This is a genomic window from Archangium violaceum (genome assembly GCF_016859125.1).
GTDB classification, from domain to species: Bacteria; Myxococcota; Myxococcia; order Myxococcales; family Myxococcaceae; genus Archangium; species Archangium violaceum_A.
Genome location: NZ_CP069338.1, coordinates 3582814 through 3605596 on the forward strand (window position 1 = coordinate 3582814; position 22783 = coordinate 3605596).

Sequence of the window (22783 nt, forward strand, 5' to 3'; positions counted from 1 at the left end):
GGACACACTTCAGGCAGATACCCTCACCCTAGCCCTCTCCCGGAGGGAGAGGGGACATCCACGGATTCAACCCGGGCTCAACGCGCCGAGGCCAGGAACAACCGATCCCACTCTGGCTCCACCGGACCGAGGGCCGCGAGCAGCGCCAGTCCAACCCCCGAGGCACCACTGAGCAGCCCGGGAGAGGCAATCCACGACTCCCCGCTCGCGTCCTGTTGCCAGACGCGGAACCCGGCGAAGCCCTCGCCCTCGTGTCGGAGCTCCAGCGTGTGCACGAGCCAGGCGCGCGAGGCCTCACGGAACACAGCTTCCCCCGAGGCGCTGTACAAGCGATGAAAGAGATGAGCGTTTCCAGCGGCGCCGTGACACAGGCCGGCGTCCCGGACTCCCGACTCCCCGGAAGGCCGCTCCGCGGCGCGTCGAGCGGTGCGCAGGGCTTCATCTTCCCAGTCGCTCCTCCCCACGCTCCGAGCGGCCTGGAGCAGCGCCACCGACAGTCCGAGATCTCCGTAGCACCAGGCGATGCGCGAGGGGCGCCGCACGGGGGCGCCCGCGGAGATGACCGTTCCGAAGCTGGCCCGAGCGTCCCGCGAATCGCGCTGCGCCAGGAGCCACCGCACCGCGCCCTCCAGGAGCATCCGAGCCCGCTCCTCGGCGACGCCATGCACGCACGCCCGAGCGAGCAGCAGGATGACTCCTGGAACGCCATGGGCCACGCCCAGGTTGTAGTAACCCTGGGGGTAGAGCGCCCGCTGCCACTCGGGCAACAGCTCCGGGGGCGTGTACCAGGAGAGGCCCTCCGTCCGGGACACCGCCAGCTCCTCCAACCGCAGCACCACCTGCTCGAGGATGGCCCGCCCTCGAGGGGAGCCGATGCGCTCGCAGGCATACACGCCATACCCCACCAGGCCGTCGATCAGCTCATAGGCGCCGCGCCAGGGGCTCCGCCCGACATGCGTGAGCAGCAACTCATCCACGTCGGCGGTGGGCTCCTCGTCCTCGGACAAGCCCAGCTCCCGGCTCAGGTGGAGCAGTGCCCAGGCCACACCGGTGAAGCCTCCGAACAGGGAGGGCGGCTGCTGGGATTCGGCCAACAGCTCCATCGCTCGGGACATCAGCTCCTGGGCCCGCTCCGCCGAGGGCTCGTGCTGGAACGTCCGGTGGAAGTAGGCGTGGAACACGGCCATTCCCGCCAGTCCCGAGGACAGGCCGGGGAGCTCCCGGGTGACACCGCTCAGGGCGGTGGAGATCTCCTCGACGGTCCGCCGTACCTGGAGCGCCAGGGCCTCGTCGCTCGAGAGCAGTGGTGTCATGGGAGCCTCCGGGCTCGGGCCGCTTGCGATTCGTACAGGCGGGAGAGGAAATCGTAGAGCACCAGCTCCTGCGCACGGTGAGCGGCGCGCAGCATCCGGTTGACGTGCATGTGCATGTAGCTGCCCGCGAGCAGTTCGAGGGGCACGCGAAGGTGGCCCCGCTGCTCGAGCGCCTTCAACTCCGACACCACGGGCGCCAGGGCTCGCGAGCGGTGCTCCAGCACTCCGAACCCCTGCGCGAGTGGATGACCGGCCGGCGCGAGCAACAGCTCCTCCAGCGAGCGCCGCTCCTCGCGGTAACGCGCCGAGAGCTGCGCCCCGAGCGTCTTGTCCAGACGGTGCTCGTGAGCCATCAACGCACGCGCCTGACGCACCACCCGGAGCCTTGCCTCGAGCTCCAACCCGAGCTCCACCAGCAACCGGTGGCACCCATACAGCGCGAGCCGCCACCGCGCGTCCGCCCCTTCTTCTCCGCCCGCGAGCATCGGCATGAGCGCCAGCACGGCCTCGCTGTCATGGTGGAAGAGCCGCTCGGCCAGCTCCACGCCCTCGTCCCCGCCGTAGCGCTCCACCTCCCGCTCGTACGTGTCCAGCACCAACCGCCGGACGAGCCCCTCGCGTGTCAGGGACTCCACCCGCGAGGACAGCTCCGGTAGCACCTCGCCCAGAAGCCGAGCGGGCTCGCCCAGGAAGCGCAGGCGCACGTGCCAGTCCGGGTCACCGTAACGGAGGAAGAACCAGCGCCCGGTTGCGCCCGAGTCCTTCACCTCCTCGATGAAGGGCGCGAGGTGCTCGCGCAGCAGCACATCCGCGCTGGCGGTGCCCGTGTACAGCTTCGCGTAGAGCCACGCCGAGCCGGGGGCGAACGAGCGAGGCTTCGGGACGGAGGTGCTCGAGGACTGTGGCGCCACGGTGGGCGACGGCTCGGGCGGGTTGCGCAGGAAGGGAACGACGAGCTCGTGCACGAAGGCGCCCTCGGGACCCTGGACGGCCAGGGCCTCGGGCCCGGGGAGAAGCTCCCGCAGCACCGCGAGCTCCCGCCCCTTCACGAGTTGGACGAAGGTCTCCGCGCAGAGCACGTTCTCCAGGTCCAGCGGCAGGACATTGTCCCCGTCCACCAGGGCCACATGGCGAGGGAGGCCTCGCCGCTCCACCAGCGTGCGCAGGCCCTCCACGAGCGCGGCTCCCGCCAGCGTCCCCAGCGACTGCAACTCCCGTGTGTCGAGCCGCCAACGCGCCCGGGCCAGCACCACCCGGCCACAACGCACCCGCGGCAGGAAGGGGGATTGCTCCAGGACGCCCCACCTCCACCCCAATCGCTCGACCACCCCCTGGGCCTGGAGCGCGCACAGGAAGCGGTACACGCCCAGACTCCTCAGCCCGTAGTTGTGAGCGCTCGTCAGGCGGGGAATCACCTCACGGCCCAGCCGCGCGCTGCGCAGCACCACCCGCTCTCCCTCCACCCGGAGGCGGAGATCGGCCAGCGGGAGCTGTGACTCGCGCGGCGCGCCCGAGTTCCCCAGGAAGGCAATCTCCTGCTGGCGGAGCACCGGCCGGCACAGGAGGTTGCCGATCCGCCCCTCGGGCAGATGGACGATCTCCGCGAAGACGGCACCCGGCCGGAGCGCCTCCTCCGCGCGCAGGTGCGCCTCCACGTGGCGATGCAGCTCCGGATCCGCGTGGCAGAACCGCCCGAGCAATCGCATCCCCGAGGGGCCGGCGACTCCCTCCAGGGCCACCGAATAGTCACCCTCCGCGAGCCGCTCGGGCGTCCCGATGAGGGTGGCCATGACCGAGAGCGAGTCGGGCAGCCGCGGCGGCGTCCCGGGAAGGAGGGTGTCGAGCTCCTCGGGGGAGAGCTGGAGCTCCAGGGCCCCGGCGCGGCGCGCCTCGTCCACCTTGCGCAGGAGCAGTCCGGCCACCGCGGGGCGGACACTCACGGTGGGCTCGGGCGAGGGGAAGCGCAGACCTTCCAGGAGCGGCGCTCCCTCCGCCAGACGTTCATCCGCGTTGCCGAATCCAATCCCGGACTCCTCGTCCAGGGCCTCCAACAAGGGCACCTCACGCCCCTCGTAGCGCGAGCGGAAGGCGTCGCGGAAGCGAGCCAGTTCCTCGTCTTGCGGCAGGACGAGCCGGCGCAGCACCTCCACACCGCGCCACAGCTCGGCCGCCACGCGCCGGCCCAGGGTGGCTCCGGGCGCGGGCTTCACCATGTCCACCTGGAAGAGCCTGGGCAGCTCCACCGGGGCTGGCAGGCCCTCCAACCCTCGAGCCACGTCCCGGTAGCGCGAGGGAGGCACCCCGAGCCCCGCCGCATCGATTTCCGCCAGCACGTCGCGCGCGGCCTCCAACCTCGCCGCCGCGCCACCGCCCGGGGGAAGCCCGCGCAGCAGGGAGATCATCGCGTGGATGGGCTCCTCACCCGTCACGCGCGGAGGCAGGTCCGATTCGAGGAGCTGGGCCTCGATGAGCTGGTCGATGAACCCGGCGGCCTCCTCGGCGGAGATGTCCTCCGACACCAGGGCGGCGGCCAGCTCGCCGGGCTTCGCGCCGGGACGTGCGCGCTCGAGCGTCTCCAGCAGATAATCGGAGGGTTCCACGGCCACGAGGTGGTACGCGCGTGCCTTGCCCTCCAGATGGGCGCGTGCGTAACGCAGACGCCCGGCCGCGCGGTACAGACTGGAACCCGGCCGCCACGGCAGCGCGGCCCGAAGCTCCGGCTCCCGAGCCAACCCCTCGGCGAGCGCGAAGAGGTAGTCCATGTCCAGCCGCGTGTGTCGGCGGTAGGCCTCGCGGCCAGCGAGCCGCAGCCGGGTCTCCTCGCCGAGCAGGCCCATGGAGCAGCCGGCGAACAAGCCGAACGGCGTGGGACGCGAGCACAACCGCGACAGGTAGCGCACCAGCGCGCGCTCCACCTTCTGGCCCCGCTCGCCCTCCGGCGCCGACAGCCAGTACGGCAGACTCGCTTCCAGGTCCGGAGAGGCGATCCACAGCGCGTCGCGTACCTCCGGGCGCTCGAGCAGGACACGGAGCCGCTCCCGCACGCGTTCCCGGTCCCTCTGCACGGCGGCCCCGCTCTCCGAGGACCCGGAGCGCCAGGCCTCCAAGCCCTGGCCCCAGTCCAGCCACTCGGCGAGCGGGAGGAGCGGTGTGCGCAGCGCGAAGAAGCCGTCGGGATGGTGGGAGTGCGAATCGCTCACCGTCCCCGCTTATAGTCCAACGACCTCGCGACGCACAGGTGGCGGAGCCTCAACGACGGTGAAGGGCTCGCGCGTGGTTCGAATCGAAGGCCGAGACATTCATGCCGTGAAGCATGGGCTTTTCCACGATCAAGTTCCGCGAAGGTACGCGGCGGCCTATTCATTTCGCGAAGTCAACCCGTGCTACTGGAGACACATCATGACCTATCGCCATCTCGTCGACCCCGCGCTCGCGCCGATGCTCGAGAATGACTTCCCGACCCTCTCAGCGGCCAACCTGAAGGATGTCCGGGCCGCGGTGGTCCACCTGTTCGATTCGGGGCCCAGCCCGGCGATTCGCTCCGTGGTGCGGGTGCGCACCCGCGACGGAAGCCCGGATGTCCGTCTGATCATCCACACCCCTCACGGTGGTGGTACGAATCGACCGGCCATCTTCTTCATCCATGGCGGAGGCATGGTGCTCGGCGATGCGGCGATGGGCGAGAGCGTCCATGGAGCGCTCGCACTGCGGCATGAGGCCGTCGTCGTCTCCGTCGACTATCGCCTCGCGCCGGAGACGCCCTTTCCGGGCGCCATTGAAGATTGCTTCGCGGGCCTGAAGTGGCTGTTCGCCAATGCATCCGAACTCGGCGTCGACCCGTCCCGGGTGGTGCTGATGGGGGAGAGTGCCGGAGGGGGCCTGGCCGCGTCGCTCGCCCAGCTCTCGCGAGACGAGGGAGGCCCGCGGGCCCGCGCGCAGATCCTCATCTACCCGATGCTCGATCACCGCACGGGGAGCAAGGACGACCCGCACCCGAATCCCGTTACGGGCGAGTTCTCCTGGTCGCGCGAGAACAACCGCTTCGGCTGGAATGCGCTCCGCGGCGACTACGTCCCGACCGACGCGCGAGCAGGCCATTTCTCCGCGGCGCTCGGGCGGGACCTCTCCAACCTGCCGCCCGCCTTCATCGCGACGGGCTCGCTCGACCTCTTCTTCGAGGAGATACTCGAGTACTCGCGGCGGCTCTGCCGGGCGGGTGTGCCCGTCGAGCTCCACAGCTACCCCGGCGCCATCCATGGCTTCAACTCGGTGCCTGGCGCGTGGATGACGGAGAGCTTCAATCGGGACCTCGACGGCGCCTTGTCACGTGCTCTCGGCAAGAGGTGATGAGGGCGCGGCCTCCTGCTCGAGGTGAAGGGCGGACAAGGCGAAGGGCAGGTACACCAGCCCGAGTGGGTTGAAGTCGTGTTGCAGGATGCCGAGACGCGCCTCGCGAATGGCTGCCCCCAGCGGCAGCTTGCGCCGCAGGAATGCATCGAGGAACCGGCTGCCGAAGGCAACCGCCAGCGGCTCGAAGATGGTGACCTCGGTCCCGATGACTCCCGCGGCTCCGGCCCGCTCCACGAAGCCCGACACCAGCTCGATGGCCTGTTCGGGCTCGAGCTCGGTGGTGTGGCAGCCGTTGATGAAGACCAGCGGATGGCGCGCTGGTTCGCTCCATTGGATGCCATGGGTCCTCAGGTTGTCCCGGAAGATGTACGGGTCCTCGAGTGGGCCGACCTGGAGGTAGGGCGCGCGAGTCGTGGGGTCGATCCCCCCATGGCAGTAGAAGTACACGAGGTGGCCCGGCTGGCGCAGCAGCGTGAGGGTCTGCTTGCGGCTGCGGGCCACCTGGATGGGTGCGACGCCGGACAGGACCCGCAGCCGCGCGACATGGTTGTCGCGCAACACGAAGTTGGGATCCTCGGAGACGGCGATGAGCATTCCGGGAGTCTCACGGAAGCGCAGCACGCCGGGCAGGTCGAACTGCCCCTGCTCGCCCTGGGTCGCCATGCCGAAGGGCAGCGACAGGGTGTGCCGGAAGCCCCAGAAGCCGCTCGGGCAGACCACCTCCAGGTCTCCCCGGTGGGGACAGTCACCCTGGAAGCAGGCGCTCGTCTCCAGCGGTTCGCTGGCCGCCGAGGCGCGGACGAACGCATCACACAGGGCGAGCTCCTTCACCGCTGTATCGAGGGGATGGTCGTAGAAGATCGACAGGGGGACCAGGTGGCGGGCCCCCTGCCGCAGGGCGAGCTGGATCTGCCCGGGGCGGCGCATCCGCTCGCGCAGCGCGTCCGCTCCATTCGCCCCCTGGCCGAGCCGCTCGGCCAGCAGATCATAGAGGCGATAGCCAATGCGTGCCATCCGCACGAGGTCCTCGCGCAACCGAGACACCGATTGCGTGCCCTGGTAGCGGTAGGGGGGAGGTGGGGAGACCGCCTCGTAACGCTCCGTGCTTCCCCAGGAGGCCTGCCGGAAGGCCTGTCGCGACAGGGCAATCATCTCCTGGAGCATGGGGTCATCGAGGTGCACCGAGGCGTGGTAGTCACCGCCTCCCACGAAGCGGAAGCCATGGGTGCCCTGATCGCCGTCGTTGAGCAGCACACTGAGCGTGGCGGAGCCGAGCTCCCGCAGGTGGGAGGGATGGAGCGTCCGGGAGAGGGCGTAGTCCACCCGGGAGCGCAACGCACCGCTCTGTCGCTGGGGCTGCTTCGCCACGGTGAGCACCACGTCACGTGACTGCACCAGGAGTCCTTCGTGGTGGATGTTGCAGCGCAGCCGGTAGGAGCCGGGCTCCTGGGGCGTACGGACCGGGAAGAACAGCCGCCGGGCCAGCAGCTCCCGCGTCGCGAGTGGCGGCGGTACCCAGGCCGGGCACTCCACCACGATGCGGCCATCGCCCTCGATGCGCAGCACGCCCCGCTCCGCACCCGGCTGCAGCGCGAGCCCTCCCGGGTTGCTGAACAAGAGCACCTGGAGCCGTGCTCCGGCCGGCAGGTCCTCGGGGAGGGACACGGGCTGGACCTCGATGGACCCCTCGACGAGTGCACCCACCTCCAACCAGAAGCAATACGCGTGGTCGGTGACGAGGCACTGGTCCTGGCTCAGCGGGCTCTCGGGCCGTTCGGCCTCACTGAGGCCGGTGTTCACGAGCCGGAAGGGAGGCTCCGCGAAGGAGAAGTCCATGGGCGGCTGCGGGGGCGGGTTGGTGAAGCGCGCCACCGGCACCGCCTTGGGACCCGTCACCCCAGGGAGCGGAGAGCGGAACTCCCCGTCCTTCTCCCTCGGGGCACTTCTCCACGAGTTGGCCACCCGCTCGATGTCCGCCTTCCTCGAGGGCCTGCTCTGCTGGAGATGGCTCCAGAAGAACAGGTTGATGTGCCCCTCGCGCTCCAGGCTGACGATGACTCGCGTGAGCTCGGATGTGGAAGGGCGCCGGTATCCCTCCCTCCAATCCCGGAGGGAGGGTCTTCCCAGGGAGCGGAGGAGGTCATCCAGGAAGTCCCTCAACGCCTCTCCTGGGAACAGGGACTCGAGCAGCAGCGCCAGTTCCAGGTGCCGCTTGTCTGGGTTCGCCATGGTCGGTCCTTCTCCGCTCCAGCCTCACTCAGCCCGTGTCAGCGTTAGATGCCCTCGAGCTCCAGCAGGCCGCCCTCGTCGAGGAGGGTGGAATCGCCCGGCACGACACCGGTGGAGCTGTTGATCGCCATCGCGACGGCACCGGGCTGGGCGGTGAACAGGGTGATGTCCCCGTCCTTCACGCCCACCTCGAAGCACTTGAAGCCGAACACGAGCTGCTTGTCGCCCTTGTAGGTCACCGTGTTCTGCTGGCCCGCCGAGGCCTCCACCTTCAGCTTGCCGCCGACGACGTCCTGGAGCTGCGGCACATCGAGCTGGACGTCGCCGCCGCCCGACTTCTCGGCCGAGACGGTGAACTCGTTCGACTTGATGACCTCGGTAATCACATACAACCGGCCCTTGCCGAGCACGTACTGCTTCAGTACCGGGTTGTCGGCGTCCACCTCGGCCTTCTTGAGGAACTGCCCCACGGCCAGCGGCTCGACGGAGTCCGCGAGGACGTTGCTGAACTCGAAGCGCACCTTGCGCGCCTGTTGGTATTGGGCCTCGATGCCGGCCCCGGCGCCGAACTGCGCCAGGATGCCCTTGAGGATGTTGATTCCGATGCTCAGCGACAGGTTGTCCGTCTTCTGTCCGTTGATACCCGCGGCGGCCTGGTCGCGGGTGGTGACCGGGGGATCGGCGGGCGGCCGGGTGATGAGCTTCTCGAGAGAACCGAGGTACTCCACGGTCCCGTTCTGACGCCCCAGCAGGTGCAGCGGCTGGATGTTCTCACGCGGGAGCCGGACGACGTTGTAGCCGAGACGCTTGAGATAGGTGGTAGCGGGATCGGTGCACAAACCCATGGACTGCTCCTTCGAGAGTGATGAGGAAACATCCGGGGCTCCCCCCAGGGAACACCCGCCTGACGCGGGCGCTTGAACCTAGCACGCCACTTCGACTCGTCACTCACCTACAGCCACAGGGGAGGGAGGCCCGGGTAGGCGAGTGCCTCCAGGGGGCCGCACCGCCTCTACACCCGCACCCGTCAAACCACCGGGTAGACGGTGAAGCTTCGCCCATTGAGATACGCACTCCGGGCTCTGCGAGCTTGGGGGTTCTCTTGACGGATTTGTTGCTCGGCCCCCGGGCCCGTTCCACCACCATGCGCCGCTCGCGCTGCATGTGCAGTGCATCCACAGTTGAGGAGTCCATGTTCGCAAAGCGTTGTGTCCTGGGAAGCACCTCACTGGCGCTCGTGCTGGTTCCGCTCGTGTCGCTCGCCGAGTCTCCCGTCGTCATTCCTCCGAGCGCGGAGACACCCGTGTTGCACGGGTATGACGACGCACCGCGCACCCCGGACTCGGATGACCCGGCCATCTGGGTCCACCCGAGTCGTCCGGAGCGGGGCCTCGTCATTGGCGTGCTCAAGGAGGCCGGCCTGCAGGTCTACGATCTGCGGGGACGGGTGGTGCAGACGGTTCTGCCGCCGAACCGCCCGGCGCTCTCGGCCGAGGACCCCGCGGCTCCCGGTCCGAGGCCCGAGGCGGGGACCTCCGCGTGCCCGGAGAGCGAGAGCGGCGAGACGTTCGGACGCTTCAACAACGTGGACATCCAGTACGGCTTTCCGCTGCGCGGCGCGGATGGACGGGTCCGGAAGGTGGACCTGGCGGTGGTGACGGACCGTGGGTGTGACCGGCTTCGCATCTATGCCATCGAGCCCGGGCGCGCGGGCGGACCGCTGTTCGATGTCACCGCGCGCACGGCGGGGCGCGTCTTTCCAGAGCGGTACGTGCAGCCGTCTCCCTTCCAGCCCACCGGAGAGCCGGTGGGCTCGCGGCCCAATCCGCTGGATGACCAGAGCACGGCCTACGGGCTCGGGCTGTACCACGACCCCTCCGACCGCTTTCACGCGTTCGTGACGCAGCGCAGCCGCAGTGTGGTCGCCTGGCTCGAGTTGTACGAGGCGGGTACGGAGCAGGTGGGCTACCGGAAGGTGCGCGAGTTCCGTTTCAACCCGCGCTTCTCGCTCCCCGCGCCGGACGGCCGCGGACAGCTGTCGTGGTCGCCCTGCCGGGAGGAGCCGGCGGAGGATCCGCAGTTCGAGGGGCTCGTGGTGGACCAGCGGGAGGGCATCCTCTACGCGGCGCAGGAGGTGGTGGGGCTGTGGAAGGTGCCGCTGAGCGCGTCGCTCCCGCGCGTGGTGGACGTCCCGCCGAGCCGCCTCATCGAGCCGGTGAAGTCCTTCGGGGCTCCGTATTGGGCCGTCCCGGATGACGGCGAATACGCCTGTGAGCTGGAGGCTCCGGCCGAGGCGCCCGAGGGAACCATCGCCGTGCCGGGCAACCCGGCGGTAGGTGGCAAGCACCTGGAGGCGGACGTCGAGGGGCTCGCGCTGTACTACAGGGAGGACGAGGAGGGTTACCTCCTCGTCTCCAGCCAGGGAGACGACACGCTCCACATCTATGACCGCGAGGGGGGATGGACGCGCGAGCGCGGCAATCGCCATCTCGGGAGCTTCCAGGTGGAAGGCGTGGGCGAGACGGATGGGCATGACGTGGTGAACGTGCCCATGGGGCCCTATTTCCCGAGGGGGCTCGTCGTCCTGCAGACGGGCAAGGCCCCGCCACCGCCGAGCACCGAGCCGGTGAATGGCTACGAGTACGATGGCTCGACGCAGTTCAAGCTCGTGCGCTGGGACGACATCGCGGAGGCGGTGCCTCCCGGCTTCAAGGTGGACACGGACGGTTACGACCCGCGTGACCCGCACGACGACTGAGCCCCGAGAGGTGCCTTGACACCCTCCCGGGGCCCTCCAGGTGTCCGGCACTCAGGGCGAGCTGGCGGTCTTCTTCATGCAGTCGCGGAGCGCCCGCTCCCCGAACTGGTGCCGGAGGAGCTTCGTCCCCGCTTCGAGCCCCTGTTCCAGCCGGGTGTCACGCGCGGGGTCCTCGCCCCTGGCTCTGCTCAGGGCCAGGGCGTATCGCGAGCGGGATTCGCACAGCAGTGCGGCATTCCGCGTGTGCTGGCCCAGCATGAGGAGGGCGGCGCCGAGGTTGCCCTGGCGGGATGCCCACTCCTGGGGCGTCAGCTCGGGGAGCTCGACCTCGAGCGAGGCACGCAAGGCCTCCACCGCCTGCTGGAGCTGCGCCCGGTTGGGGCTCCGGCTCTCGAGCGCCAGCAGGGTGTTGCCCAGGGCGTATTGTGTCAGGGCCCAGTGCCAGGGAACTCGCTCCCGGGTCCTTTCCTCCAGGGCAGCCTGGTAGGCGGCCTTCGCCTCTTCGAGGAGGCGCGTCCCGGGTTGGCGCATTCCAAGCACCAGGAGTGTGTCTCCCAGGTGGGTCTGGGTCTCTGCCCACAATAGGGGCGCATGTTGCCGGGGCATCTCGCTCAGGGCCGAGCGATAGGCGGCGACGGCCCGCTCGAGGCCTGCCGTGCCGAGCTCTTGTGGATGGGGGCCCCTGAGGGTGTCTCCCCGGTTGGAGTGCTTCTTGGCGCGTGCGAGGGCCTCGTGCCACCCCGCGGGCTGCGGTCTGACCAGCATCAGCCGGACGCGCTCGGGACGCAGGTAGGTGCGCAGGTAATCGGCCAGTTCCGTCTCGGAGGTGATGAGGGTCTGAATCTGCTGCCGCTGGATGTTGATGTGATCCGGCCGACCCGTTGCACGCAGGGTCATGGCCATGTGGTCGGTGGGAATTTTTTTCGCCAACTCCTGGAGGAGTTGGTTTCCGTACGCGGCAAGTGCGCGTCTCGCATGGTCGATGCTGTCCGGGCTCAACACGCGAGCGAGCCTTTCCTGGACCCGTCGCACGAGCGCCTGCGCCTCATCCGTGTCTCGAACGTCCACCTGCGCGGCGAGCAGCATCATGCCATCCGTCATGTGGTCCTTGACCTCGAAATGGAGGACCCGGGGAGAGGCTTCGAGCTCTCTTCGCAACACTTCCTCGAACAGGGCTCGGGTGAACTGGAAATGGAAGACCTTTCCCGAGAAGACGCCGGGCATCGTCCAGGCCATGTACAGACGTGGAGACTGCACGGGCCCTTCCAGCTGCACCATGGGAGTACCGGGAGGCGGCTCCTGGGGAATGGGAGGTGCGATGCGCCGCACCGGGGGAACAGGCGTGGATGCATCCGTTCCGGTGAGGCCCACGAAGGCCTGCGCCACTTCGAACTTCGCATCCGTGGCGGACAGGGGGCCGGCCACCACCACCACGGCGTGGGCGGGGGTGTAGTGTTGTTTGACGAAGGCGCGCACGTCCTCCAGGGTGAGGCGCTCGACCGACTCGGGAGTGCCCATGGGGACACGGCCATAGGGATGGCCTGGCAGCAGTCGCTCGTACAGCCACCACGTCATGATGCCACCGGGGAGGTCCTGCTGGCGCAGCCTCTCCGCGAGCAGGCTGCGCTGGTGCAGGAATTCGGCCTCGGTGAGCTGGCCCAGGGGGTCTTTCATCCGCTGTGCCTCCACCGACAGCACCCGTGAGAGCTTTTCCGGGGGAATCGTGAGGATGAAATCCGTGGTGTCATGGGTGAAGGAGGGGTGGATTCGAGCGCCTTCGAATTCCAATTGCGGCTGGAGTGGCAGGGACGGGTGCTTCTGGTGGCGCGTGAGGGTGAGAAAGGCGGACAGGTGCGCCAGACCCTCCTTGCCCGCGGGGTCATCCGTGGCGCCCACCCGGTAGGACACGGTCATGGAGACCTCGGCGGCACCGGGGACTTCATTCACCAGCAAGCGCATCCCACTGGGGTACGTCACGAAGGCACCCCGGACGGCGGGGGGCTCCAGCGGTGGCTCGCTCCGAGAGGACGAGGAGGTCGCGCAGCCCGAGGGGACGAGCAGCAGCAGGACGGCGGTGAGCATCATCCAGACGAGCCGGGCCGCGGTACGGGAGCGGGGGCTGGGACGAACTTTCATGATGGAGAGTCCAGGGTTGATTCCGTGTTTCACGGAAGTGGGTGGCTACCCCCTGGAGCAGAAAATCCAGCCGGTGGTTACAGCGGGAAGGGTGACAGTTCTGTGAATGGCCGGGCCGGGCGCTCGTGCATGACCTGGAAGGTGTTGCCGAGATGTCACTGGCCGTCACGGGTTGTATTTCGTCGCTTCTCGAGTCATCTATGGGGAAAAGAGCTGGAGGCGATGGGCTCTTCTCTGCGGCATACACAGGCGCGGGCCCGTATTGCAGCAGGAGGGGATTATTCCCTGGCGGTGCGTCCGGATGGCACGGTCTGGGCAGCGGGCAATAACAACAATGGTCAACTGGGGGATGGGACCACGACCAGCAGCCCCACGCCGGTGCAGGTGAAAGGATTGAACGGGGTGGTGGCCATGGCGGCAGGGGTAGCCACTCGCTGGCGGTGAGCTCCGACGGCACCGTGTGGGCCTGGGGCGACAACGGCGCCGGCCAGCTCGGCAATCAAAACCCTCCGCTCGTCCCCACCCCCGTTCGCTCCCTGCTGTAGGCGGTGAGCGCGACGCGCGGGCGCCCTGGAGCCCGCGCGGGTCCCCTTCTCCGTCGTCTATACGACTCTTTCGTTGAAAAACAAGCAATCTATGTTTTAATTGAATTTCATGGGTGTGCTTGAATCCTGACACTCCAGGAGGATGCGTACCCGATGGAATCATTCAAGAAGCTACTTCGGCGATGTGGCACGGCAGCCGTCGTCACGGGGGTGGTATTCGCCGCCCCCTCCGCGCTCGCGGCGACCACGACCATCGTCGCTCAGCATTCGAACAAATGTCTGGATGTTCGCGGTGGGCCCACGGCCACCGCGGATGGCGCGCTGATCGAACAATGGAGTTGCAGTGGCGAGGCCAACCAGGCATGGACGCTGACCGACAAGGGCAACGGCCAATATCAACTGGTCGCGAGCAGCAGCGGCAAATGCGTCGAGGTGATCAATGGCGCGACCGCGAATGGAGCGGGAATCCAGCAAGCGACCTGCTCGGGCCTGGCCAGACAACTCTGGAATCTCAGGAGCAAGGGGTCGGGCCGGTACGAAATCGTCGCCGTTTCCGGGGGACGCTGCCTGGATGTGACCGGCGGCCCCACCGCCACCGGGGATGGCGTACTGACCGAGCTATGGGATTGCACCGGCGAGGCCAACCAGTCGTGGGCGCTGACGCTTCCGCCCTCGACCTCGACCTCCGCGAAACCGCTCGTGGCGAGGCACTCCGGCAAGTGCATGGGAGTGAGGGGCGGGGTGACGGCCACCGCCAACGGCGACCGCATCGAGCAATGGAGCTGCACCGGCCAGTCCAACCAGGATTGGACGCTGAAGGACATGGGAAGCGGGCAGTACGAGCTCATCGCCAGGAATAGCGGCAAGTGCATCGAGGCGATCAACGGCGGCACCGCCAACCTGACCGGCATCCAGCAGTGGGACTGCACGGGCCAACCCAGGCAATTGTGGAGCATGCAGAGTGCCGGTGCCGCGGGTGAGTACAGGTTCGTCCACGTGCCCAGTGGCCGCTGCCTGGATGTGACCGGCGGCCCCACCGCCACCGGAGATGGCGCGCCGCTGGAGCTCTGGGATTGTACCGGTGAGGCCAACCAGACGTGGACGATCGGTGCGCCGACCACCCCACCGCCCCCTGGTGGCACTCCAGGCCCCTTCGGCCAGGACGCGAGCCTCTATACGCTGACGTTCTCCGACGAATTCGAGGGCACCAGCCTCGACACGAGCAAGTGGGTCGACCATCTCTGGTATCTGCCCTCGGACCCGACCCCGAACTACACGGTCGGTGGCGGCAGCCTCAAGATCTTCCCGGTGGCTGGCACCCCGTACATCCGCGATTACCGGCACATCACGACCGACGGCAAGTACTACCAGACCTATGGCTATTTCGAGATCGAAGCCCGGCTGCCGTATGGAAGGGGGCCGTGGCCGGCGTTCTGGCTCTACAACCACGATTACGCGGATCCCTATCGCCCCGAGATCGACATCATGGAGGCCTATCCCGGAGGCGGTCCGACCAGCGGCTGGTCCAACTCGAGCCTGCGTCCCACGGCGTATGGCGCGACCATCTGGACGGGAGAGCCCGGGGTTCAAGGCGGCGCCAAGATGGTCCAGGCTGGCGTCGATCTCTCGGCCGGGTACCACAAGTACGCCGTGAAGTGGGAGCCCAACAGGCAGTCCTTCTATCTTGATGGCAACCTGGTCTACACCGCGAACGTGAGCATGCCCGACCGCATGTACATCCTGCTGAGCTTCCAGTTCGGAAGTGCCAGCGGCTCGGGCGATGCGTCGACGCCGACAGGACAGGGGAACGCGTTCGACATCCGCTACATCCGGGCTTGGAAGTTCAAGTAGCGGGTCGGCTTCTAGCGCGCGAGGTTGTCCTTCAGCAGGGCGAGACCGAACCCCCAGTGGCCGTCCGCCGTGCCGAGCTTCAGCGCGCCGGCCCGCATCCGCTGATAGAACTCGCCGAGCGAGGGGACGGAGTCGAGCGTCTCCTCGCCGGTGGCTCCCGCGTGCTTCAGCTGGCGGGCGAGGTGTAGCTGGAACGAGCCGGCGAGTGCCGCCGCCAGCCGGCGGGTGTAGGTGAAGCGGTGGGGGAGCTCCGCGAACCGCGTGCCCTCGTAGGCCGAGAGCAGGCGCATGCAGGTTCCTTCGTCCATGCGCAGGAAGACGGAGAGCACCGCGAGATCGTAGTAGGCGTCCATCGGCCCGGCGGTGGCCCAGTCGAGTATGAGGATCGCCTCGCCGTCGTAGACGAGGTTGGTGGGGTTGAGGTCGTTGTGGCCGAGGACCAGGGCACGTTCGCGGGTGGGTGGATTCTCGCTGAGCACGCGCTGGACCGTGTCGCCGACGAAGTCCGGGAGGGCGAAGCCGGCCAGGAGGCCGTCCCAGACCTGGGCGAGGAACTCGCGGGGCTCTCGCATGCGCGCATCGGCGGGGAGGGGGAGCGCGTGGATGCGGCGCACGGTACGGCCGAGCTGGGTGAGCGCGGCTTCGTGGGTGCGCGGGTCCCCGTAGAAGGCCCCGAACGAGCGGTCGGAGACGAATGCGGTCAAGACCGCGCGCCGCGCCTCGTCGACGTGGACGATGCGAGGCGCGAGGCCCGCGTCGGCGGCGAGCCGTTGGATATGGAGCGCGGGGCGCCAGTCGGCATCGTTCTCTGCCTCGCCGGCGATCTTGAGCACGAATGACTGACCGGCGGTCTCGACGCGGTAGACGCCGGCGCCCGAGAGCCCCGCGGCGATCCGGGTGATGGTGGTGGTGGGTCCTCTGAGGTCCGGGGCAAGCAGTCTGCGACGGTCATGTTCGACTCCGGCGCGAGGGGCGCGGGTCAGTCGCGCGAGGCGGAGTCTATACCATGCGTTGGCCGGCTCGGGTCCACGGCCGCCCCGGCGGTTGCATCGCGTTGAATCAGCGGGCCGTGCGTGCCCGCGGCAACAGGCGGACCAGCAGGGCAGCCAGCGCCGAGGCGGTCTCCAGCAACGTCACCGCCACCCACCCCCACCGGGCCAGCATGAGGCTGCCGCTTGCCGCTCCGATGAACACGCTGACGAACAACACGGCGTTGAGCCTGCTGCGTGCTGCGGGAGCGATGCCAAAGACGATCGTCTGATGTGCCACGAGCGTGAGCTTTAGAGCGCCAGGCGCCTCGGGCCTGTGTCTACCCTCCGGGCGTGGCGTCGCGGCTGACACGCCCATGACGCGTCAGCAGCGCCCGATGGACACGTCCGATGCCTCAGCATACCGGCGCCGCGCACGGCCTTGCTAGTATCCTCCGTCAATGGCGCCGTAGCGAAAAGAGGTGTGCCGTGGCGGAGATCTGGGATTCGTCGAAGCTTGCAGCAAAGATGCAGGAGAACCCCTCGCTGTGGAGTTCCTTGCCCGAAGAGTGGAGGGCCCCGGTTGCTGGTATCGTCCTGGCCGACAAAGGGATGCGCAAGCTGAACCGCATTAGCGGCCGCCTGAAGCGTGGCGCGGTGTCTCAATTCCAGAATGCAGCCGATGTTGCGGCGTCGCTCGATGCGACCATCCTTGGCCGTTACGCGCTGTTGCGATTCTGGTGCTCGGAGAAAAAGCCGAACGAGCAGCAGTTTTATATCAACAACCAGTTGCTCACGGCGATGGCCGCTGCTGGCACGGACGACGAAGTCGTGAGCGAGCTTACCGACAGGCTTGATGCGCAGTGGAAGGAGCGAAACCTGCGCTCGAACGTGATCGTCATCGCGCATCGTGGAGACGGTGCCACTTTCGAGAAGGTTCGTAAGGTATACGAGCGGCAACTGTTCGACAGTCTTTTCTATACGCACGAGAACGAGAACAGCGAAGCGGCCGTGGTCAAGGCGCTCGATGCATGGCGGCAAAAGAAGCTGAGCGGTGTCGAATGCGACGTCTGGTTCAGTCAGGATCGAGTTCCCGTTGTCACCCATACGCAACACATTGAGGCGCTGTATCAGCAAGAGCAGGATAAGACCCGGTTGCCCTCTGGTGGGGTGCGGATCAACCAGGTAAACGCCAACAGTCTGCCGCCGAGGTTCCTCACTCTCGATCGATGGCTTCAAATCGTCGAGGCTTATGTGGGGGTGCATTCAGCCGAGCTCACTGGCGATAAGATGCTTCGTCTTGAAATCGAGATGAAGGACACCAACCTCGCGTTCGGCGGGGGCGTTCCGCAAGACACCAAGACAGCGGTTCTGGAGAGATGGCGGGCCATCGAGCGGGTGGTGAGCCGGTTCCTGAAGTCTTGCAACAGGCCCAGCCTCTACCAGGTCGCCCTCTTCAACGGATCAGAGGCTCCCAAGAGCGCCTTGGACAAGGCCATGGGGGAAAATAAGACACTTCGCTCGAGCGTCGTGTACGGGGGGAGCCCCGTTGATCCAGACACCGCTGGCCTGCAGGAGGTCCGGTATGGTTTGCACAGCAGCGGACTTCTGCGGATGATGTACAGCGGCAAGTTCGCGGGAAGAATCGTGACACTCGCACCGGGAGTCGAAGCGCTCCCGGTCTCACTGGACATGACGACTCAGCTGAGTACGCTCGGAGAGTGGATCGAGAACATCGAGTCCTTGACGGTCGAGCAAGCAATCCAGTGCGCGAGGTTGCGCGTGCTTCTGGATTTGTTCGACCAGATGAAGACTGGCGCACTGCCCGTGGAGCGAAAGCCGCTTCGCATCCAGGTCCTTACGGACTTTTGCTCCCTTGGAGCGAAATTCATCGTCAAGAAGCGGGCAACGCCCATCGCGAAGGGGCTTTTTTCAAGGCCTTATGATGTGAATCTGCTGCGCTGTGTATGGCAGAAGTACGGCCTTGACAAGCCCGACCATCAAGATGTGAGGCAGAGGGTCTGCGAGGCGTTGAATACGTGCGGCAGCGATCAGGAGAAGCTGATCGAGTTCGGAAGTAGGTTCCTCCAGTTGATCGGTGATTGGTACAACTGATCAGCGAAAGCGAGGAGGGCCCTCGCTGAGGTCTTTTGAAAGGGTGGCCTTTGGAACCAGCCCTTTCAAGGTGCTGGAGGTGGTGCTTCCAGATCGCACTGGACGTCTTCGCCTGTGCCCTCCGTGGCGGCAGGCTCACAGGGGGGCCAGGAGCGCGAGCGTTGCTCTGCTTCGTCCCCGCCTCCACCTCACGAACCAGGGCCTCGGGACTCTACCTTTCCCTGTAGCGCGAGGAGTCGCCCATGGGGGATGGTGCGGAGGAACTCGAGGACTTCACTGACTTCAGTGACTCCTTCCTGAAGGAGATCGCTCGGGCGCCCGTTCCCTCCCGGATGCCGGCGCCTGGCTCACTGCTGGGTGGCCGGGACGAGCGCCGGTTCGAGGTTCTCGACGCGCTGGGGGGCGGCGCCATGGGGCAGGTCTTCCGTGCTCGGGACGCGGAGCTGCAGCGCGTCGTGGCCCTCAAGTTCTTCCTGCCACGTGTCGCGGGAACGAAGGAGGAGGCGCTTGGCGCGATGCTGCGTCAGGAAGCACGCGCCATCGCTCAGCTCGACCACGAGAACATCGTCCGCATCTTCGATATGGGCGAGTGGGGCGGCGCACCCTGGGAGCCCCTGGTCCCCTTCCTCGTCATGGAGTGTCTGGACGGGGAGTCACTCGGTTCGCTCCTCAGCCGGGAGCGTCCGGGGCTGCGGCGTGTGCTGGGCATCATGCAGGGCGTGGCCAGGGGGCTGGCGCATGCGCACGAGCGCCACATCGTCCACCGTGACCTCAAGCCGAGCAATGTCTTCCTCACCCGGCAAGGCACGGTGAAGCTGCTCGACTTCGGACTGGCGCACCTCCTGGGGTCCGGCTCGCACGTGCCCTTCCTCCCCACGGCCGGAACGCCCCCCTACATGGCACCGGAGCAGTGGCGGGGTGAGCCGCAGGATGCGCGCACCGATCTCTGGGCCGCGGGGGTGATGCTCTACGAGCTGCTCACCGGCGAGCTGCCCTATCCAAGCGTCAACCTGGAGGAGCTGCGTGCCCGCGTGCTCTCTCCCGAGCCGGTGCCCTCGGTCCGCGAGCGGGCTCCAGAGCTGTCCCAAGAGGTAGCGCGGCTGGTGTCCCTGCTGCTGGAGAAGGAGCCTGGCCGGCGGCTGCCCAGCGCGACCGCGTTGGCCGAGCGGCTGCACCAATTGGAGACGCAACTCGGGCCGTGGCGCGAGGAGCCGCATGCCCTGGGTCCTCAGCGCCGGCAGGTGGCGCTCGTGTCCTGCGGGTTGGTGGGATTGGCTCGGCTCTCCGAGAAGCCCGACCCCGAGGATTCCCTCGAGATGGAGGAAGACTTCCACCGCAGGTGCTCGCGGGTCATCCAGCGGCACGAGGGCTTCGTCACCCATTGGCTCGGCCAGGAGGTGCTCGCCTGTTTCGGCTACCCGGTGGCCCGTGAGGACGATTCGGTACGTGCGGTGCGTGCGGGGCTCGACCTGCTCAGGTGCTTTCAGGAGGAGCCGCCTCGCCTGCCGGGGCACGCGCTCTCCGTGGGGGTGGGGATCCACACCGACGCGGTGGTGTTCACCGTCTCCGCCCAGCAGTCGTCAGGGACAGCACCCGCCATCCAGGGAGAGGCACAGCAGATCGCTTCCCGGCTGGCGGAGCTGGCGGGGTCTGGAGGCGTGGCAATCGGCGGTAACACCTTGCTGCTGGTGCGCGGCGCCTTCGAGACCGAGCCTCTCGTCAACCAGGATCCCCCTGGGCCGGTGGGCGGACAGCGCCTGGACGCCTGGCGTGTGCTGCGCGAGCGCGAGGCGGTGATGCGCTTCGAGCGGGTGCTCGCCACCGGTCACGTCTCCCGCATGGTGGGGCGGGAGCGGGAGCTTCGGATGCTCCTCGCTCTCTGGGAGGAGGCCCGGGAAGGGCGGGGCTCCTTCGTGCTCATCCGTGGGGAGGCGGGTATCGGTAAGTCCCGTCTCATCCAGGAGCTGAGCAGCCGGCTTTCCCCGGAGTCGGCCTACCTCGTCCAGGGCCAGTGCTGGCCGCGGCTCGAGAGCAGCGCCTTTGCTCCCGTCATCGATTTGCTATGGCGGCGCTTCTTTCCTGGCGAACCCCGCGTGCGCTCGCGGCGGGAGCTGCGCGGCCATCTCGAGTCGTTGCTGGGTGCTCTGGGTCTGCTTCGCGAGCCCAAACTGGATGCGCGGTACATCGACGGTCTCGCGTCCCTGCTCTCGCCAGCCGGCGCGGAGGAGACTCCGTCCATTGGGCTCTCGTTGGAGCAGCGGGAGAGCAAGCGGTGGCTCCTCGATGCGCTGCGGGCCCTGCTCTTGCGGATGGCGGAACATCGGCCGGTTCTCTCCGTGATGGAGGACCTGCACTGGGCTGATCCGTCCACCCTGGAGCTGCTCGGAGTCATGTTGGAGCACATCGGGAAGGAGCGGGTGCTCGTCGTGCTCAGCGCGCGCACCGGGTTCGAGCCTCCCTGGCCGCCGCGGCCCGGGTTCCATCGGCTCGAGCTCGGCCGGCTGTCGGAGGAGTCCACTTCTGCCCTGGTGCGGGAGGTGGCCAGGGGCCGGGAGCTGCCGGAAGAGCGGCTCGCGCAGCTCGTGGCGAAGACGGAGGGCATCCCGCTCTTCATCGAGGAGATGGCTCGCCTGATGATCGAGCGGGCACCTGGCGCGATACCGCTCACCCTTCACGAGTTGCTCGCGAGCCGGCTCGACGCGCTCGCGCCCCGGCAGCGGACGTTGGTCTGGTTCGCTGCCGGGGTGGGCCGCCGCTTCACCGGGGCCTTGCTGGCCGCGCTCACTCGACGGAGTGAGGCCGAGCTGCGTGAGGACCTCGCGTCCCTGGTGGCGGCCGGAATCTTCCAGCGGGACGACTCCGAGGAGCCGGGCTACCAGTTCCACCATGCGCTGCTGCAGGATGTGGCCTGGCAATCCCTTCCGCGTGGTCGCCGGCGGGAGTTCCACCGGCACATCGCCCAGGTGCTGGAGGCGCGGTTCCCCGGCGTGGTGGGCGCCCAGCCCGAGGTGCTCGCCCATCACTACACCGAGGCGGGGGAGCTCGAGCGGGCCCTTCGCTACCGGATGCGCGCTGTGACTCTTGCGTTCCAGCGTTCGGCCAACCTGGAGGCCATCGTGCATGTGCGGCGGGCGCTGGCTCTGCTGCGAAGCCTTCCGGATGCCTCACGACGGAGCGGCGAAGAGATGATGCTGCTCAATTCGCTCGGCATCGCGCTGATGAGCACCCAGGGCTATGGCGTGCCCGAGATCGAGCAGACCTACACCCGCGCGTTGGAGCTCTTCGAGCAGGAGGGGGAGTCTCTCCCGTACCTCGAGCTGCTGTGGACGTGGTTGTGCACCTACTTCATCTCCGGCGGGCGTCTCTCGCTGGCGCACGAGCTGGCCGTGCGGCTCCTGACCCTGGGCCAGAGACGGGGAGACAAGAGATTGAGTGCCCATGCCTACCGGAATCTGGCGAGCATCTCCCGCCAACGGGGGGAGCTCCTCGAGAGTCTGGAACTGCTCGACCAGGCGAGGGTGCTTTCCGCGGAAGAGTCGCTCCTGGCCTTTCCCCTCAGCGGTCTTTGGGTTGATTTGGAGGTGTTGGATTCGAGCTTCATCTGTCTCACCCGGCTGGCCCTGGGCGATGTGCGGCGGGCGTGGCAGCTCGGCCTCGAGGCATTGGCGCGAGCCAGACGGATGAACCACCCCGGGACCCTGAACCTCGTGCTGGTCTGCCTGACGAGTGCCGCCCAGCTCCACCGGGATGTCCAACGTACCCTGGAGTGGGCGGAAGAGGGCATGCTCGCCGCGTCCAGGGTCTGGCTCAGGCCCTCGGAGGAGGTATTGAGGGGCTTCCGTGGCTGGGCATTGGCCAGACTGGGGCGACGCAAGGAGGGGCTCGAAGCTCTGCGCAAGAGCTTCGGGCAGTTGAGGCGGATGGAGGCCTGGAGCTTCGTCCCCTACCTCCAGGGACTGCTCGCGGAGGTGCAGGGGAGTCTGGGGCAGGTACACGAGGGACTGGCCTCGGTGGAGGAGGCCCTGGAATGCATGGACAAGCTCGGTGACCGCTTTGTCGTTCCCGAAATGCACCGCATCCGGGGGGAACTCCTGCGGTTGCGCGGAGAGAACGGCGAGGCGATGCGTTGTTTCCTCCGGGCCTGCATCATGGCCCATCGCGAAAGGGCCGCCCTGCTCGAGCTGCGCGCGACGGTCGCTCTGGCTCGGCTGCTGCGGGACACGGGGCACGACGTGCAGGCCCGCCGGAGGTTGGTGCGGGCCTTCTACGGGTCCAGGGTGGATTCCGAGGCCGTGGACTTCCAGGATGCCCGGGTCCTGCTCGAGCAGTTCTCGACGCCGCAGGAGGGCCTTGAGGCCCGGTGACGGGCGGAGGGTGTCAGGGAAGTTGAGCGGCACCACGTGGCACGAAGGCAATAGTCCGACCAGTGCCCGTCAAACATTATTTCCCTGTTTGAATCCATCCAACGTATTGACACGCCTTCACGCGATTCATCGGCGTCTCACCGGGCGCGGTGAA

General features: G+C 67.6%; 12 protein-coding genes and 1 pseudogene. 6 read left to right on the top strand and 7 right to left on the bottom strand.

Translation table 11 applies throughout. The features are described from left to right. Positions 1-77 precede the first annotated feature (77 nt). Both JQX13_RS15465 and JQX13_RS15470 read right to left on the bottom strand, forming a co-directional pair. Positions 78-1313, bottom strand: coding sequence for a lanthionine synthetase C family protein (locus JQX13_RS15465; protein WP_203409781.1), 1236 nt, complete (start codon positions 1311-1313; stop codon positions 78-80). Next, on the bottom strand, positions 1310-4513 hold the full coding sequence (locus JQX13_RS15470; protein WP_203409782.1) for a lantibiotic dehydratase: 3204 nt from the start codon (positions 4511-4513) through the stop codon (positions 1310-1312). Before JQX13_RS15470 ends, JQX13_RS15465 begins: the two co-directional genes overlap by 4 nt. A gap of 199 nt (positions 4514-4712) precedes the next feature. On the opposite strand from JQX13_RS15470, the gene JQX13_RS15475 reads away from it, so the two are divergent. Beyond that, positions 4713-5660 (top strand): alpha/beta hydrolase, encoded by a 948-nt coding sequence (locus JQX13_RS15475; protein WP_203409783.1) that lies wholly within the window; start codon positions 4713-4715, stop codon positions 5658-5660. On the opposite strand, the gene JQX13_RS15480 is transcribed toward JQX13_RS15475, so the two are convergent. Then, positions 5637-7892, bottom strand: a complete 2256-nt coding sequence (locus tag JQX13_RS15480) for a CHAT domain-containing protein (protein ID WP_203409784.1) — start codon at positions 7890-7892, stop codon at positions 5637-5639. The two genes, JQX13_RS15475 and JQX13_RS15480, sit on opposite strands and share 24 nt — an antisense overlap. Positions 7893-7936: 44 nt before the next feature. Continuing rightward, a complete protein-coding gene (locus tag JQX13_RS15485) occupies positions 7937-8737 on the bottom strand; it encodes a gasdermin (RefSeq protein ID WP_203409785.1) in 801 nt (266 codons plus the stop codon). 347 nt (positions 8738-9084) lie between these two features. On the opposite strand from JQX13_RS15485, the gene JQX13_RS15490 reads away from it, so the two are divergent. After that, the gene (locus JQX13_RS15490) at positions 9085-10650 is read left to right on the top strand and encodes a phytase (protein ID WP_203409786.1); all 1566 of its coding nucleotides are present in this window, start codon (positions 9085-9087) and stop codon (positions 10648-10650) included. A gap of 51 nt (positions 10651-10701) precedes the next feature. Here the strand turns inward: JQX13_RS15490 and JQX13_RS15495 are convergent, their stop codons facing one another. Further along, positions 10702-12786 carry a M16 family metallopeptidase gene (locus JQX13_RS15495; protein ID WP_203409787.1) on the bottom strand — a complete coding sequence of 695 codons (2085 nt, stop codon included), beginning with the start codon at positions 12784-12786 and terminating at the stop codon, positions 10702-10704. Between the two features lie 222 nt (positions 12787-13008). Between JQX13_RS15495 and JQX13_RS15500 the strand changes: the two are divergent. Together JQX13_RS15500 and JQX13_RS15505 are read left to right on the top strand one after the other, a co-directional pair. Further along, positions 13009-13331: pseudogene (locus tag JQX13_RS15500) on the top strand (RCC1 domain-containing protein). 153 nt (positions 13332-13484) lie between these two features. Next, on the top strand, positions 13485-15182 hold the full coding sequence (locus tag JQX13_RS15505; RefSeq protein WP_203409788.1) for an RICIN domain-containing protein: 1698 nt from the start codon (positions 13485-13487) through the stop codon (positions 15180-15182). Between the two features lie 11 nt (positions 15183-15193). On the opposite strand, the gene JQX13_RS15510 is transcribed toward JQX13_RS15505, so the two are convergent. Then, a complete protein-coding gene (locus JQX13_RS15510) occupies positions 15194-16288 on the bottom strand; it encodes a phosphotransferase (protein ID WP_343211150.1) in 1095 nt (364 codons plus the stop codon). After that, positions 16242-16451 carry a hypothetical protein gene (locus tag JQX13_RS15515; RefSeq protein WP_343211096.1) on the bottom strand — a complete coding sequence of 70 codons (210 nt, stop codon included), beginning with the start codon at positions 16449-16451 and terminating at the stop codon, positions 16242-16244. Before JQX13_RS15515 ends, JQX13_RS15510 begins: the two co-directional genes overlap by 47 nt. Positions 16452-16639: 188 nt before the next feature. Between JQX13_RS15515 and JQX13_RS15520 the strand changes: the two genes are divergently transcribed. Together JQX13_RS15520 and JQX13_RS15525 are read left to right on the top strand one after the other, a co-directional pair. After that, positions 16640-18265 carry a hypothetical protein gene (locus JQX13_RS15520; RefSeq protein ID WP_203409789.1) on the top strand — a complete coding sequence of 542 codons (1626 nt, stop codon included), beginning with the start codon at positions 16640-16642 and terminating at the stop codon, positions 18263-18265. A gap of 242 nt (positions 18266-18507) precedes the next feature. After that, positions 18508-22629, top strand: coding sequence for a protein kinase domain-containing protein (locus JQX13_RS15525; protein WP_203409790.1), 4122 nt, complete (start codon positions 18508-18510; stop codon positions 22627-22629). Positions 22630-22783: the final 154 nt, after the last annotated feature.

What these genes read in the sequence shown, in the direction of transcription:
- JQX13_RS15465 (WP_203409781.1), bottom strand. Translation starts at nt 1,313, where the DNA reads ATGACACCACTGCTCTCGAGCGACGAGGCCCTGGCGCTCCAGGTACGG.
- JQX13_RS15475 (WP_203409783.1), top strand. Translation starts at nt 4,713, where the DNA reads ATGACCTATCGCCATCTCGTCGACCCCGCGCTCGCGCCGATGCTCGAG.
- JQX13_RS15480 (WP_203409784.1), bottom strand. Translation starts at nt 7,892, where the DNA reads ATGGCGAACCCAGACAAGCGGCACCTGGAACTGGCGCTGCTGCTCGAG.
- JQX13_RS15485 (WP_203409785.1), bottom strand. Translation starts at nt 8,737, where the DNA reads ATGGGTTTGTGCACCGATCCCGCTACCACCTATCTCAAGCGTCTCGGC.
- JQX13_RS15490 (WP_203409786.1), top strand. Translation starts at nt 9,085, where the DNA reads ATGTTCGCAAAGCGTTGTGTCCTGGGAAGCACCTCACTGGCGCTCGTG.
- JQX13_RS15495 (WP_203409787.1), bottom strand. Translation starts at nt 12,786, where the DNA reads ATGAAAGTTCGTCCCAGCCCCCGCTCCCGTACCGCGGCCCGGCTCGTC.
- JQX13_RS15505 (WP_203409788.1), top strand. Translation starts at nt 13,485, where the DNA reads ATGGAATCATTCAAGAAGCTACTTCGGCGATGTGGCACGGCAGCCGTC.
- JQX13_RS15525 (WP_203409790.1), top strand. Translation starts at nt 18,508, where the DNA reads ATGGGGGATGGTGCGGAGGAACTCGAGGACTTCACTGACTTCAGTGAC.